At 64.4% G+C, this 14,648-nt stretch carries 13 protein-coding genes; 4 read left to right on the top strand and 9 right to left on the bottom strand.

Annotated features, from left to right (window positions below):
• Positions 1-53 precede the first annotated feature (53 nt).
• Entirely contained in the window at positions 54-1,073 is a 1,020-nt protein-coding gene (locus tag GE253_RS05030; RefSeq protein WP_153203051.1) for a sugar kinase, read from the top strand.
• 76 nt (positions 1,074-1,149) lie between these two features.
• On the opposite strand, the gene GE253_RS05025 is transcribed toward GE253_RS05030, so the two are convergent.
• The 3 genes from GE253_RS05025 to GE253_RS05015 are packed head-to-tail and all read right to left on the bottom strand — an operon-like array spanning position 1,150 to position 3,032.
• Entirely contained in the window at positions 1,150-1,620 is a 471-nt protein-coding gene (locus GE253_RS05025) for a hypothetical protein (protein WP_153203050.1), read from the bottom strand.
• Positions 1,621-1,623: 3 nt separating this feature from the next.
• Positions 1,624-1,935: a rod-binding protein gene (locus GE253_RS05020; protein ID WP_153203049.1), complete on the bottom strand. Its 312-nt coding sequence runs from the start codon at positions 1,933-1,935 to the stop codon at positions 1,624-1,626.
• A complete protein-coding gene (locus GE253_RS05015; RefSeq protein ID WP_247878512.1) occupies positions 1,935-3,032 on the bottom strand; it encodes a flagellar basal body P-ring protein FlgI in 1,098 nt (365 codons plus the stop codon). The genes GE253_RS05020 and GE253_RS05015 overlap by 1 nt, the downstream gene beginning before the upstream one ends.
• Before the next feature lie 296 nt (positions 3,033-3,328).
• On the opposite strand from GE253_RS05015, the gene GE253_RS05010 reads away from it, so the two are divergent.
• The gene (locus GE253_RS05010; RefSeq protein ID WP_153203047.1) at positions 3,329-4,084 is read left to right on the top strand and encodes a response regulator transcription factor; all 756 of its coding nucleotides are present in this window, start codon (positions 3,329-3,331) and stop codon (positions 4,082-4,084) included.
• Between the two features lie 294 nt (positions 4,085-4,378).
• On the opposite strand, the gene GE253_RS05005 is transcribed toward GE253_RS05010, so the two are convergent.
• From GE253_RS05005 to GE253_RS04980, 6 genes are all read right to left on the bottom strand, one after another.
• Positions 4,379-5,446, bottom strand: a complete 1,068-nt coding sequence (locus tag GE253_RS05005; protein WP_153203046.1) for a flagellin — start codon at positions 5,444-5,446, stop codon at positions 4,379-4,381.
• A gap of 3 nt (positions 5,447-5,449) precedes the next feature.
• Positions 5,450-6,910, bottom strand: a complete 1,461-nt coding sequence (gene flgK / locus GE253_RS05000; protein WP_153203045.1) for a flagellar hook-associated protein FlgK — start codon at positions 6,908-6,910, stop codon at positions 5,450-5,452.
• 52 nt (positions 6,911-6,962) lie between these two features.
• Positions 6,963-8,261, bottom strand: a complete 1,299-nt coding sequence (locus GE253_RS04995; RefSeq protein WP_153203044.1) for a flagellar hook protein FlgE — start codon at positions 8,259-8,261, stop codon at positions 6,963-6,965.
• Positions 8,262-8,404: 143 nt separating this feature from the next.
• A complete protein-coding gene (locus GE253_RS04990; protein ID WP_153203043.1) occupies positions 8,405-9,448 on the bottom strand; it encodes a flagellar motor protein MotB in 1,044 nt (347 codons plus the stop codon).
• A gap of 2 nt (positions 9,449-9,450) precedes the next feature.
• Complete coding sequence (gene motA, locus GE253_RS04985; protein WP_153203042.1) at positions 9,451-10,335, bottom strand: flagellar motor stator protein MotA; 885 nt, start codon at positions 10,333-10,335, stop codon at positions 9,451-9,453.
• 314 nt (positions 10,336-10,649) lie between these two features.
• Entirely contained in the window at positions 10,650-12,902 is a 2,253-nt protein-coding gene (locus tag GE253_RS04980; RefSeq protein WP_153203041.1) for a hypothetical protein, read from the bottom strand.
• A gap of 161 nt (positions 12,903-13,063) precedes the next feature.
• Here GE253_RS04980 and flgF point away from each other — a divergent pair, with 161 nt between their 5' ends.
• Positions 13,064-13,816 (top strand): flagellar basal-body rod protein FlgF, encoded by a 753-nt coding sequence (flgF, locus tag GE253_RS04975; RefSeq protein WP_173012505.1) that lies wholly within the window; start codon positions 13,064-13,066, stop codon positions 13,814-13,816.
• A 39-nt stretch (positions 13,817-13,855) separates the two neighbouring features.
• Complete coding sequence (flgG, locus tag GE253_RS04970; protein ID WP_153203039.1) at positions 13,856-14,641, top strand: flagellar basal-body rod protein FlgG; 786 nt, start codon at positions 13,856-13,858, stop codon at positions 14,639-14,641.
• Positions 14,642-14,648 lie beyond the last annotated feature (7 nt).

Below are 14,648 nucleotides of genomic sequence, written 5' to 3'. Positions count from 1 at the left end.
GCCCCCTGAATAGGGGGAAAAACCAGCAAAAGCAAAGGGTAAGGAAACAGGATATGGCCGCACGCTTTGTGTTTTTCGGTGAATTGCTGTTGCGCCTGTCCGCACCGGGCCGGCAGATGTTTCTGCAAACCCCCGGCTTTGAGGTGAATGTCGGCGGGGCAGAGGCCAATGTCGCCGTTTCGCTGTCCCGCTTCGGGCATGAATGCGCCATGGTGGGCACCGTGCCTGACCATGCGCTGGGCGAGGCGGCCATTGGCGAATTGCGCCGCCAGGGCGTGGAAACGCGGGCGGTGCGCCGGGTGCCGGGGCGGATGGGGCTGTATTTCCTGGCCACCGGGGCTTTGTCCCGCCCATCGGAAATCATCTATGATCGGGTGGATACGGCCTTTGCCCTGGCCGATGCCGACCATTATGACTGGGCCGCCCTGGTGCAGGGGGCCGACAGGCTGCACCTGTCCGGTGTCACCCCGGCGGTGAGCGAGACGGCGGGGCGCGCCGCCCTGGCCGCCGCCAAGGCCGCCGTGGAGGCGGGGGTGAAGGTCTCCTTCGACTGTAATTATCGGCAGAAGCTGTGGGAAGCGCGCGGCACCGATGGCCGCGCCACCCTGCTGGAACTGGCGGGTCATGCCGATCTGCTGCTGGGCAATCATCGGGATATCGCCTTGATGCTGCAAACCAGCTTCAACCAGCCCAGCACGGAAGAGAAGTTCCTGGCCGCCGCCGAAACCGCCTTCCAGGCCTTCCCCCGGCTGCAACGGCTGGCCTGCACCATCCGGTCCCATGATTCGGTCGATTGCCAGGATCTGGCCGGCCAGATGATCAGCCGCGGCGGCACCTTGGTGCGCACACCGGTGCGCGGCATGTCCGGCATTGTGGACCGGATCGGCGGCGGCGACGCCTTTGCCGCCGGCCTGCTGCATGGCATCACCAGCGGCATGGAGGATGCCACGGCGCTGGATTTCGCCGTCTGCGCCGCCGTGCTGAAACATTCCGTGCCGGGTGACGCCAATCTGGTCTCCATCGCCGACGTACAGGCGGTGATGGCGGGCGGCGGGCTGGATGTGAAGCGCTGATCGCCGGAACGGTTTTACCGGACTGACACGGAACGACCCTTTCCCCATCCAGCAAGGATGATTTTGACCGGGAGCATCACAACTGGTGCTCCACCCGTCCATAGCCGGGAAGCGCGCGGCGGGTCTCGTCGCCGCGACGGCCATAGACACCATCGGCCTGCTGGCGGGCAGCGATGCGGGCCATGTGACCCGTGATCGCCGCCACCGCCTCCTGCGCCGCCGTCAGGGTGCGCAGGTTGGCGGCGATGGCCGCACGCAGCCGGTCACCCGCCGCGCGCAGCGCCGCCGGCGGGGCCGGATCGTCGGCCGCTTCATCTTCCCCATCCGCGTCTGCTGACATAGAAGCCGCCGGTGCCGGCCGGTGAGCCTGCCGCAGCAGCAGGCCCAGCCGTTCGAACAACTGGCGCTTGGCCGCCAGATAGAGGTCCAGCCCATCGGTCTGGCTTCGGGCGACCTTCTCCGTCTCCTCCTCCAGCACCTGAGACAGCAGCTCTAGCGCCTCCAGCAGATGCAGGCGCAGATCGGGCGACATCTCCTCAGCGCGCATGGCTCAGGACTCCTTGGCTTTGTTATAGGCCTCGATCTGGGCGGCCACCTGGGGGGCAATGCCCAGCCCGCCCCCATCGGCGATGGAGCGGGCCACGGCGTCCAGCATCATCCCGCGATAAACCTCTTCGGCATAACCGCCACCGAAGGCACCCTCGGTGGACACGCCTTCGAACATGGATTGCAGCGCCTGATTCAGCATCATCGCCTCGAATTCGCGGGCAACGCTGTCCACCTTGTCGGCCCCCGCCGCCCCGGTCGGGGGGACTGGCGGGGTCGCCGGCGGCAAGGCGGTGGTGGTTACGGCATCCAGCATCACATCACCTCCAGTTCCGCATGAAGGGCGCCCGCCGCCTTGATGGCCTGCAACATGGTGATGATGTCGCGCGGCGTGGCACCCAGCTTGTTGAGACCATTGACCAGATCGCGTAACGACGCCCCGCCTTCCAGCACATTCACCCGCTGGCCCTGGCCTTCATCCACCTGGATCTGGGTACGCGGCACCACGGTTGTCTGGCCCTGGGTGGCAAAGGGTGCCGGCTGGGAAACCTGCGGCGTTTCCTCCACCCGTACCGTCAGATTGCCCTGGGCGATGGCCACCGTACTGATCCGCACATTCTCACCCATCACAATGGTGCCCGACTGTTCGTCGATCACCACGCGGGCCACTTGATCGGGCTTGATGGGCAGGGTTTCGATGCGGGTCATCAGCCCGGCGACATTGCCCTGATAATTGTCGGGCACAGTTATATCCACGGTGGCCGGATCGGTGGAACGCGCCGTCCCGCCGCCCAGCGTCTGGTTCACCGCCGCCGCGATGCGGTTGGCGGTGGAGAAATCGGGGTTGCGCAGAGTCAGCCGTACCCGGCTGAGACTGTCCAGATCGAAATCCACTTCCCGTTCCACGATGGCGCCATTGGCGATGCGGCCGGAGGTTGGCACCCCCTTGGTGACGCTGGCCGCCGCCCCCTCCACCGCATAGCCCGCCGTGGCCACCGGCCCCTGCGCCACCGCATAGATCTTGCCATCGGCCCCCATCAGCGGTGTGGCAATCAGGTTGCCACCCGACAGGCTTTTGGCGTCCCCCATGGTGGAGATCGACACATCCAGCCGTGTGCCTTGGCGGGGGAAGGGCGGCAATGTCGCCGTCACCATCACGGCGGCGACATTGCGCGTCTTCACGTTCAGTCCCGTGATATTCACGCCCAGCCGTTCCAACATGCCTTCCAGGCTCTGCTGGGTGAAGGGGGAGTTCTGCAACCGATCGCCAGTGCCGTTCAGCCCCACCACCAGGCCATAGCCCAGCAGCTGGTTGCCGCGCACCCCTTCCACCTCCACCAGATCCTTGATGCGCATCTGGGCCGATGCCGCCATGGGCAGGGCCAGCGCCCACAGACAGGCCGCCATGGCCATGAAACGGCGGACGTAATGGCGCTCTGCCATGGCCTTCCCCTGCAAATTCCCGATCGGATGCCAACCATAGGCCCGCAGGGTTAAAGCGGGTTTTCAGGTCGGCTTCGCGTTAATGGTGCTTTAAGACATTTTTGATTCCCGACTTGACTACGACCTTGTGGGTAGTCATTGCTCTTTCAGGTGAGTTTCTGAGTGTAGAGCAAATCAAAAACGCTACAAAAATCATAATAAATTTTCCTCGAATAGAATCTACTGAGTCTTCCCTTGGGCTTGGACTTGAAAGCAGGAGTGGGGTAATGCGCGTCTTGTTGATCGAGAACGATCGAACCATCGCGGGAGCTATCTCCCGGGCCATCGGGCGGGTTGGGGTCCGTTGCGAACATCAGACCCAGGCGGAGGCAGAGGGTTTCCTGGCCGAACGCGATGGCAGTATGGAAAACCATGATGCCATCCTGGTCGGGGGCATCGGCGATGCGGATGGCTTCATCGCCCGGCTGCGGGCCCTGGTGGGCCAAGTGATCATCGTCAGCCTGCTGGACCATCGCTGCGTCAATTCCACTATCCAGCATCTGCGGGCGGGGGCCGACGATGTGCTGGTGAAACCGATCAACCCACAGGAGATTGAGGCCCGGCTGCACGCCGTGCGCCGCCGCACCCATGGCCATAGTTCACCGGAACTGACCGTGGGACGCCTGACCGTCTATCTGGACGGGCGCGATCCTTGCGTCGATGGCCAGCGCCTGCGCCTCTCCCACCGCGAACATGCCATTTTCAGTGTATTGGCGCTGAATGTCGGCCGCGTCGTTTCCAAGGAGAAGATTTACGAATCGGTCTATACCCTGTCTGGCTCCGATCCGCTGGACAAGGTGATCGACGTTTATATTTGCAAGTTGCGCAAGAAGATCGCCGAGGCGACCGGCGGCGACAAGTATATCGAGACCGTCTATGGTCGCGGTTACAAGTTCGAAGCCCCGGTCGATGAGGAACGCGAGCTGACGCCCGCCTCCGCCAAGGATTTTCCCATGGCCCTGATGGGGGGTGCGGCGGCCTGACGGGCCGGCAGCACCTCTCCCCGCCTGTTGGCAGGTTCAAGGCCCTTGCTATATGCGCCGCCGCCCCCGCGATTGCCGGGGGCGGCCTTTTTACGTCACTGATGAAAAGCCGGGGCGTTGCGGCCCCTTAGAGTCCGTCCAAGAACTTTCACTTCTTTTCCAATCTCTTAACCGTCATTCCCGCGAAGGCGGGAATCCATACGACAGCGCGGATTTTGGATTCCCGCCTTCGCGGGAATGACGGCGGAGAAAGGTCAAGGGTTCGAAAGACGCGATAACCTTCCAGACCGACACTTACAGATAATTCATCAGCGACAGCTTGCCCAGGCTGGCCGTGACGGAGAAGGTGGCTTCCAGCTGCGTCTTCAAGACGGTCAGTCGCAGAGAGGACTCATAAGGGTCTGCTTCCTCCAGCTTGACGATCTGGTTATTCACCAGCCCCTTCTGAACCCGCAGATTTTCCTGGGTCGTCGACACGGTCTGTTCGTTCAGGCCCAGCAGGCTCTGCGTCTGGGTCAGCTTCTCCAGCCCGGAATTGATCAGCTTCATGGCCCGCCCGGCCAGCTGCTGGTAGGCCTCGTCCGGCACATCCTCAGCCCGGACAGCGGAGAGCATGTACAGACCCTGCATCATGTCACGCACGCTCTGGTCGCCGGCTGTGGCGTTATAGGTGATGGTGACACTGCCTTCCACCCGACCCACCACGGGCGCGGTGGAGCCATTGAAGAAGGTGTTGGCATAATTGCCGGCCGCCGGCACGCGCGTATCATTGAACAGGGCGCCAATACCGTTGGGACCATCGATCAACGCATCCACCTGGGCGGGGCTGGTCAGTGCGGCGGTGCCGCCAAAGGCGTTGATCACCTGGGTGACAGCGGCGTTGGGCGACAGACCCGACGCCGCAACCGCATCGGGCTGCTGCAAGGGCTGCTGGTCAAAGCGGGTACCACCAAACAGAAAACGGCCAGACTGGCTGCTGTTCAGCATATTGGTAATCGCCTTGATCGCGTCAGTTGCCGCCCCCTTGATGGTGGCATTGCTGGTCTGCGACTGGCTGCCCGACGCGGCCAGCGCCAGGTCACGAATTGTCTGTGCCGATGCGCGCGCCTGGGTCAGGGCCTCCTGCATGGTGGACAAGCGGGCCGCCTGTCCGGTCATGTTGGTGTCGAACTGATTAATCTCGTCGATCGTGTTGCGCAGACTGATCAGGGTGGCGGTGCGGCTGCCATTCTCCCCGGCCACGTCCATCTTGGTTCCAGAAGCCTGCTCCTGCTGCAGCTTCATCATTTCGCCCTGCATCTGCGCCACATTATTGCGCGTCTGGCGGGCCATGGAGAGGGTAGAAACACGGATCATGGTCATGGGTCAGATCTCCAGCAGCTTGTCCAACATGCGACCGGCGGCCTGCATGATCTGGGCGTTGGCGGCGAAGCTGCGTTCCAGCAGCATCAAGTCCTGCAGCTCTTCTTCAATATTCACGCCCTCGGCCGCCTCCCGGCTGGCCTTCACCGTTTCCAGCTTCACATTCAGCGTGGTGGCACTGTTTTTTGCGGCAGCGCGGTCCGTATGCTGCTGGCTGATGGCGGCATTGGTGAAATTCTTGATGGTGTTGCTGGTGCTCAGCCCGGCGGCGGCGGAAAAGCTGACCTTGGTGCTGAAGATGCCGATGAAGGCCGCGATCTGCTTAGTGTCACCGACATCCCCGCCGCTGGCGTGGATCCCCGTCACCACGCGCGCAGGATCGCCGCCGGCCGACAGCAATACGCGGTCATTCACCCGGATGCGATCCGCCATGCCGACAGCCGCACCGGGGGGCGAACCGCCACTGGCCAACGTGAACAGGCCAGTGGTACTGGTGCCGGTGCCGGTGACAGAGGCATCGGCCGACTGGAACAGGCTGACCAGCGCACGGGCGACCTCGTCCATCTGGCGCTGCGCCTCCGGCATGGATTGGTCGCGGGCGGCGAACAGGCCGGCGATGCGCCCGCCGCTGATGGGCTGGGCAGAATTGCCGCCGGGTGCGATATCCACCCCTTCCACCGTCAAACCCGACAGGCTGCCCGGATAGGCAGCCTGCGGCCCGATAACAGCGGTGGGCACGAATTCCAGCGTGCGTGCCTGATCGTCCAGCAAAGTGATGCCATTGCCGGTCATCACCACGACCTCGTTGCCGCTGCGGGTAAAATACTGGATGTCGATCAGGGAGGCCATCTGGTCCAGCAGCCGGTCACGCTGGTCCTCCATCTCGCTGGTATCCTGGCCGGTGCCGGTGCGCACAGCGATCTGGCGATTCAGATCCTCCATCTGCTTCAGGGCGGTATTGACCTGATTGACAGCATCATTGATGCCAGAATCGGCCTGCTGGCGCACATCGGCAATGGTCGCGCTGGTGCTGTTCAGGCCATTGGCCAGCGTAACGGCGGCATCCACCACAGCGCGTTGCTGGGTGGCGCTGTCGGGCAACTCCTCCAGCCCGACCAGCGCCTGTTCCAGCTTGGACAGTTTGCTGCTGATGCTGCGCGCATCGGCTGGCTGGCCGATGCTGTCCGTATAGAGGGTCAGCATATCCGCCTTGGCGGACTGCGCCTGATAGGCAGAGGACTGGACCCGCGTTTCACGCACCAGCGACGCGTTGAGCTGACGCTCCACGCTGGCCACCGTCACACCACGCCCTTCGCCGGCGATGGTGAGCGAAGTCAATACCGCCTGCTTGCGCGTATAGCCCTCGGTGCTGGCATTGGCGATATTGCGGGCGATGACGGCGGATCTGGACTGGTTCGCCTGCATACCGCTGAGCGCGTTCTGCAAGGCCACGCTGATCGTCATGATGATGGCTCCCCTGTAAAGTCCGGCGGTGATGGAGCAAGGCTACGCAAGATCAGCGCATCAGGTTGCTGATCTCGGTCATCATCTCGTCCGCCGTCTGGATGATCTTGGCGCAGGAAGAATAGGCGCGCTGTGTCTCAATAATGCTGGTCAGTTCCTTGGCGATATCCACATTGGATGCTTCCAGGGCACCACCACTGATCGTTCCCGTGGAGCCGGCACCAGCATCCCACAAATACACATCGCCAGAGTCGCGGCTCAACTGATAGGCATTACCACCCACCCCGGTCAGACCATCGGCATTGATGACGGTCGCCAGCGGCAATTTGTAAATGGACTGACGCAGGCCATTGCCATAGATGGCGGTAACAATGCCATCCTTCCCCACCTCAATCCGATCAAGGGCGGCATAGGCGGCACCATCTTTCGATATTTTCGACGGCACATACTGACTGCCGAACTGGGTCAGGCCGTTGCCGCCCTGCCCGATATTGATCTTCAGCGGCTGGCCGGAGGAGGTGGTCAAGGAGATGACCCCGTCTGTCGCTGGGGTAATGCTGGCGATCCTGCCCGCCGGCAAGGCGGTGATACCATCATTGAATTTGATGCTGACGCTTTGCCGGACAACGCCATTGTCCTTGATATTCAGCGTCCAATTGTTGGTGGGTGTCGCAGTGCCCCCCGCCGGCGGTGCCGCCGGTGCCGTTGGCACCCATTCCAGCTCCAGTTTGCTGGTGAACCCCAGCGGCGTGAAATAATCCACCGATGTGGAGAACGCCGTGGCCGGAATTTCCCCCGTCTTGCTGGCTGGAAGGTTGGCGGCCAGATCAATCTGTGTGGTGGCCTGGGCCATGCCGGTGATGCTGGTGAGGGTGACGGTCTGCAGGTTGGTGAAGCTGGTCCGCGACGGTTCACCACCCGCAACCGTCCCGTCATTATTCAACGGCCAGCCCTGGAGATAATAGCCGGCGGCATTGACCAGATTTCCTTCGTCATCCACCCGGAACGAGCCGGCACGCGTCAGCAGCATGTCCGGCGACTTGACAGCGTCGCGCGCAACAGTGTCGCTGACAACAAAGAAGCCACTGCCGGAAATGGCCAGGTCGGTGGATGTCGCCGTGCTCTGCACCGTGCCCTGGATGGTCGTTTCCGAACGCACATCGCTCTGCAGGCCACCTGCGGAGTAAGATCCGGGGATCGACGCCCCCGTCACCATGGTGGAGAACTGCACATCCGTGCGCTTGTAGCCGATCGTGGAGGAGTTGGAGATATTGTCGGAAATGGTGCTGAACTTGGTGCTCTGTGCCGCCAGACCGGACACACCGGAATTCATGGCGCTGTAAATGGTCATCTTTCTTCTCCAGTCTGCGTGGATACGGTTGAAGCGGCCTGTATTGCGGATGATGGCGGCGATGGATCGGCCGGAGCCGGAGACGCGCCACGGGGAGAGCCCCGTTCAACCAGACTTCTGCCCGGAGCGGTGATGGGTGGGTATTATGGGGAGGCCGGCACCGCGCCGGGCTTCATGCCCATCGGCAGCGGCACGCGGCGCAGCACAGTGATGCTGATACGACGGTTACGGGGATCACCGGGATTGTCCGGGATCAGGTGCAGCGTGTCGGCCATTCCTTCCACCCGCGCCATGCGGGTAGAGGGGATGCCGCCGGCGAACAGGATACGCCGGGCGGCATTGGCCCGATCGGAGGACAATTCCCAATTGCCATAGCGCGCCGTGGTGGAAAAGCCACGACCATCGGTATGGCCGGAAACGGCAATCCGGTTGGGGACGGGCACCAGCGCCGCCGCCACCACGCGCAGCAGCGCGTCCGCCCGGTCATTCAGGCGGGTCGACCCCACCTCGAACATGGCGAAATGCGGCTGATCGGTGATCTGGATGCGCAGGCCCTCCGGTGTCATTTCGAACAGCAGATTATCCGACAGCCCGGCCAGATCGCCGGCCGCCGCCATGGCGGTGCGCACCTCCGCTTCAATCCGCTGAAAGGCGGCCTGTTCGGCCGCCACATTGGCCAGCTGTTCGCGCAGCAGCGGGTCCATCACCTCCCCTTCCGGGATGCTGCCGGCGGGGATTTCGCCCAAAGTCATGTCGCCGGTGGCACCGGCCAGACCGGGCTTGCGCACCTTTTCATCCCCCACCCCTTCTTCCACAATCTGCGGCGAGGGGCCGGGGGGCGACAGGGCGGGCACGCGGGCGGCCGGGATGGTTTCCCAGGCGCTGGCGACCGAGCTGGTCAGGTTGCCCTTTTCCGAGACGCTGCGGCCGGAAAGCTGGCCATCGGCGCCGGAATTGCTGTCCGAGACATTGATCGGGCTGAAATAATCGGCGATGCCCTCCCGCTGGGATTCGGTGGTGATATTCACCAGCCACATCATCATGAAGAAGGCCATCAGCATGGTGGCATAGTCGGCATAGGCGATTTTCCAGCCGCCATTATGCGGCTCATAATCGCTATGCATGAATTTACGGCGCACAATGACAGGGTGATGATTGCCGCTTCCGCGCTTGCCGGGGCTTGCCATGATCAGGCCGCCTTGCGCTCGCCACCCAGGCGCTGGGTGGCGTTGCTGGTCACTTCCTCCACCTCGTGGAAGGTCGGCTGCACTTCGCTATGCAGCATCTTGCGGGCATGTTCGATGGCCACCGCCGGGGCGGAGCCGCCGACATGGGCCACCAGCGCCGCCTTGATGCAGTGGAAATAGCGCAGCTCATCTTCCCGCATCCGGTTCAGGGCTGCGGCCAGCGGCCCGACCAGCCCATAGGAGAGCAGCACACCCAGAAAGGTGCCCACCATGGCCCCGCCGATCAGCTTGCCCAGATATTCCGGCGGTTCGGAAATGGCGCCCATGGCCTTGATCATGCCCAGCACGGCCGCCACGATGCCCAGCGCCGGCATCGCCTCTGCCATGGTGTGCAGGGCGCGGGGCGCGCGGCCAAATTCCTTGGACATGGTGTGCAGTTCCTCGTCCATCAGCACTTCCAGTTCCATCGCCTTGTCGCCGCCCAGCGACATCAGGCGCAGATAATCGGTGATGAAACGCAGCGCCCGTTTATGGTCCAACACCTTGGGAAATTGCTGGAACAGGGCACTGTCCTGGGGACGTTCGATATCCTTTTCCAGCCCCAGCAGGCCCTTGGTGCGGGCCGTGCGCAGGATTGCGTAGAGCAGGGACAGCAGGTCGAGATAATCGGACCGCTTATGCCGTGTGCCCTTGAAAATGGCGACGACGGAACCGCCGGTATCCTTGATCACCTCCCACGGGTTGGCGATGACGAAGGCGCCGAAGGCGGCACCGCAGATGATGATGGCCTCGAACGGTTGCCACAGGACAGTCAGATGGCCGCCCAGGGCCATGAAGCCGCCCAGGACGGAAGCAAAGACGATGACAGCGCCGATCAGTAAGTTCATCCGAGAATCTCCGGGCTTCGGCCGCGGGGCCTGACTGCGCCCATCCTGCCCGCTTCGGGTTAAACCAGCTTTTCGATTGCGGGGGGTCGCGCTGTTTCCGGATCACCGGGAACGGTGCCGGCGATTGAGGAACAGAATACCGGGTGCGGGGAGTGCCCGTCGGTAAGGTTTACGCTTTTTCAGCCATTTACCCGTCATTCCCGCGCAGGCGGGAATCCAAAACCCGCGCTGTTGTATGGATTCCCGCCTGCGCGGGAATGACGGGGTTGAAGGGGTAAGGTTTCGAAATTCGCCATCAAATTCCGGACAGACATTCAGCGCCGGACGATGCCGCCCAGCACCCTGGCATCCTCCACCAGGGCACGCAGGTCGGCATCGCCGGCCTCTTCCCCCGGTACCGGTTTGGCCAGCGTGCCCAGCCCGGCCAGCCAGGGGCGCTTGCCCAGCTGCGCGCCATGGCGCTCCAGGGTGCGGCTGGCCAGATCGCGGTCACCGGACAGGATGCCGGACAGGGCCAGCTTGGTAGCCTCCTCCCCGCTCAGGCTGTCGCGCTTTTCCAGGGCCTGCAGGGTGCGGGCCACGTCGGCCCAGCGCTGTTGACGCCAGAGCGCACTGGCCCGCGCCCGCAGGCTGGCCGCATCGCCCTGATCGGCCACCTGTTCCAGCGCGCCATTCAGATCGCCGGTCAGCAACAGGGCCTGGGCGCGCAGCAAGGCGGCCTGCGGGGCCTGCTTGCCCAGCTTGTCACCCAACTCGTCCAGCGTGACCAGGGTGGCACCGGCATCGCCGCCGGCAAGCTGCAGCCGGGCCATATCCAGCCGGATCGCCAGTTTCTCTTCTGCCGGCACCAGGGCCAGCAAGGCCGACAATTCCTGTTCCGCCCCGGTGGTCATGCCGGCATCGGCCAGATTGCCGGCATGGTGGCGGCGTACCGCCCAGCCGGCGGGGCCATCGGGGATCAGATCGCGGTTGCGTTCATAAAGCGCCACCCGCTCCGGCAGCGGCTGGCTGGCGAAATCCGGCCCGGTCAGCGCCAGCAGCAGCCGACCCGCCAGATCATCATCGGCCACGCGTTCAGCCGGCGTGCGGTCGGGGAAGCGCAGCCGCAGCAGGCGCAGCCATTCCAGCCCCTCCGCCACCCGCCCGGCCTCACCCGCCAGCGTGGCCAGCCGGCGCAGCGCCTGCATCTCCACCTCTGTCCCCGGCCAGTCGCGGACAGCGCGTTTCAGCACCTGTTCCAGGCTGGCCGCATCGCTGGCGCCATTGCCCAGCCGCAGCTCCGTGGCGGCCATGGCCGCCAGGGCGGCATGGGGACCGGGCAGATCGGCCGCCTTGTCCCACTGGGTCAGCGCCAGGGCGGCACGTTTGTTGGCGGCGTGCAGCCGCCCGATCTCATAATAAAGCCGGGCCAGATCGGCCCCTTGCGGTTTGGTCGCCTCCACCGTGCGGGCGATTTCCCGCGCCATGCCATCCAGCCCCCGGCCCGTCGCCAGCGACAGCAGGTCCAGCCCCACCGGGCGGGCCAGATCGGCGGGCAGCGCCGGCAGGGCGCGGTTGGCCAGCGGCAGATAGTGCAGCGCATCCGCCATCTCCCCCCGCCGGCGCAGCAGGGTGGCAGCCCAGAGCGGGCCATCGGCGGCGCGCAAGGCCGCCGGCGTCAACAGAAAGTCAGCCACCGGATCGCGCGGATCGGCCAGCACGGCAGCCACGGCCAGCAAGGGCTGTTCGTCGTCCGTCATCCCTTGCGGATTGATGGCGGCCCGCACCTCTGATGCCAGCCCCCAGGCCAGCAGGAAGCGCAGCATGTCCCGCCGCGCCGTGGGGGCAACGGCCTCCCCCGCCGCCTCGGCCTGGCGCAGCCGGTCGCGTTCGGCGCGGAAGGGCTGGCGGCGCCAGGCGGCCAGGTCCAGCAGCGGGCCTTCGGTGCCCCATTCGGTCTGGCTGGGACGCGGGGCCATCAGCGCCGCCGCCTTTTCCGCCGGATCGGGCGCCGGCGGTTTGGCGGCTTCCTTCAAGCCTTCGGCAATGGCGCTGCGGGCGAATTCCGCATCCCGGGCGGCATTAGGGGGGGCCAAAGGCTGTGGCGGGGCCGGGGGGGACGCGCTTTCCAGTGCGGGTGCCGGCGTGACGGCCGCCGCTTTCTTCTCTGCTTTCTCCGCCCTGGCCTGCTGCTTCTCGGGTTTCTCCGGCGGGGTCGGCTTCTGTCCCGGCAGCAGCGGGGCGGCGATGGTCAGGATGCTGTGATCGCCCTCGCGGCGATACAAGATGCGGCTGCCGCATTCGGTTGCCACGGTCAATGTGTGCGGGTCCAGCAGGCCCACCCCCTTGATATGGCCCGCCCCGCGCGCCACCGCGCCCAGCTCCATCTCCTCCTCCAGCGCGAAGCCCAGCACCACATGGCATTGGCCGCGCTGGAAGCGGACGGGGCGGCGGTCGCCGCTGGCAATCAGCAATTCGGTACCGGCCGCCGTTTCCCGCAATGCCACCGGCACTGCCGCCCATGCGACGGGGGCCAGCAGGGCGACCGCAGGCAGACAGGCCAGCAGGCAGGCGGTGCGTTTTTTCATCGGACAGGCCCCAAAGCCATCTTGAACGTGGCTTTAACCTAGCCGCTGCACATTAAAGCCCGTTCAAAACCGGGATGCGCCGAAGCCGCACATCCCGCACCGCCCATCCCGCCTGCCGGAGAAACCGGCCCGGCGGGCCCTTGCCGGAGGCTGGTCCGCCCGTGGAAAACGCGCTCTATGTCGCGCTGTCGCAACAGATGGCGCTGCGCCGGATGCTGGATGTGACGGCGAACAATATCGCCAACATGAACACCACGGCCTACCGCGCCGAACGCCCGGTCTTTGACGATTACGTCACCCGTGTCAGCCAGGGCGATCCCACCGCCTTTGTGGTGGATCGCGCCACCTATACCGACCTGCGCGAAGGCACGGTATCGGTGACCGGCAACCCGCTGGATATTGCCATCCGGGGCGATGCCTGGCTGCAGGTGGAAACACCGGGCGGCATCCGCTACACCCGCGATGGCCGCCTGCAGCGCTCGCAAGAGGGGATGCTGGTGACGGTGGATGGCCATAATGTGCTGGATGCCGATGGCAATACGGTGGAGGTGCCGGAAGATGTCGGCCCGATCAGCATCGGGGCCGACGGCACCCTCTCCTATATGGTTGGTGGCCAGGGGGAACAGATCCAGTCGGTGGAGCTGGGCCGCATCGGCCTGTTCACCCTGCCCAACCCGGCCGGCCTGCAGCGCGATGGCAATGGTCTGGTGAAGGCCGAAGGCGAGGCGTTGCCCGCCGTCGGCGCCAGCATCGTGCAGGGTGCGCTGGAAGGATCGAACGTGCAGCCGATCATGGAAATGGTCCGGCTGATCGATATCAACCGCGCCTATGCCCTGGCCAGCAACATGACCGACTCTGAAAACCGGCGGCAGAGCAACGCCATCGACAAGCTGGGCGGGACGGCCACCTCCTGACCGGCCACCCCCGCCCCTTCCCATAAAGGATAGCGACCCATGCGCACGCTCGATATCGCCGCCAGCGGCATGATGGCCCAGCAGATGAATGTGGAGGTAATCTCCAACAACATCGCCAACATCAATACCGTCGGCTTCAAACGCTCCCGCGCCGAATTCCAGGATCTGATGTACCAGTCCCAACTGCGCGCCGGTTCCAGCGCGTCGGACCAGGGGCAGATCGTGCCGGCGGGCATCCAGCTGGGGCTGGGGGTGAAGCCGGCCGCCGTGTCCCGCCTGCACGCCCAGGGCACGTTGAGCCAGACGGAAAACACCTATGACGTGGCGCTGGACGGGCGCGGTTTCTTCCTGGTCACCCTGCCGTCGGGGGAGACGGCCTATACCCGCGCCGGGAATTTCCAACTTTCCGCCGAAGGCAGCATCGTCACCATGGATGGCAATCAGGTGAACCCCGGCATCACCGTGCCGGAAAACACCAAAAGCGTGACCATCAACAAGAATGGCGAAGTGCTGGCCTATATTGACGGACAGAAGGATCCGGAGAATGTCGGCCAGTTTGAGGTCGCCATGTTCGTCAACGAGGCGGGGCTGGAAACGATCGGCAATAATCTCTATCTGGAAACCCCGGCCTCGGGCGTGCCGATCCTGGGCATTCCGGGCCAGCAGGGTTTTGCCAATATCCGCCAGGGCTATATCGAATCCTCCAACGTCAACATCGTCTCGGAAATCACCAATCTGATTTCGGCCCAGCGCGCCTATGAGATGAACAGCCGCACGGTGGAAGCCGGCGACCAGATGCTGACCACCCTGACCCAGATGCGCTGAGGATGGG

The organism is Niveispirillum sp. SYP-B3756, from assembly GCF_009495745.1.
Lineage (GTDB): Bacteria > Pseudomonadota > Alphaproteobacteria > Azospirillales > Azospirillaceae > Niveispirillum.
This window is presented reverse-complemented; position numbering and strand designations above follow the sequence as displayed.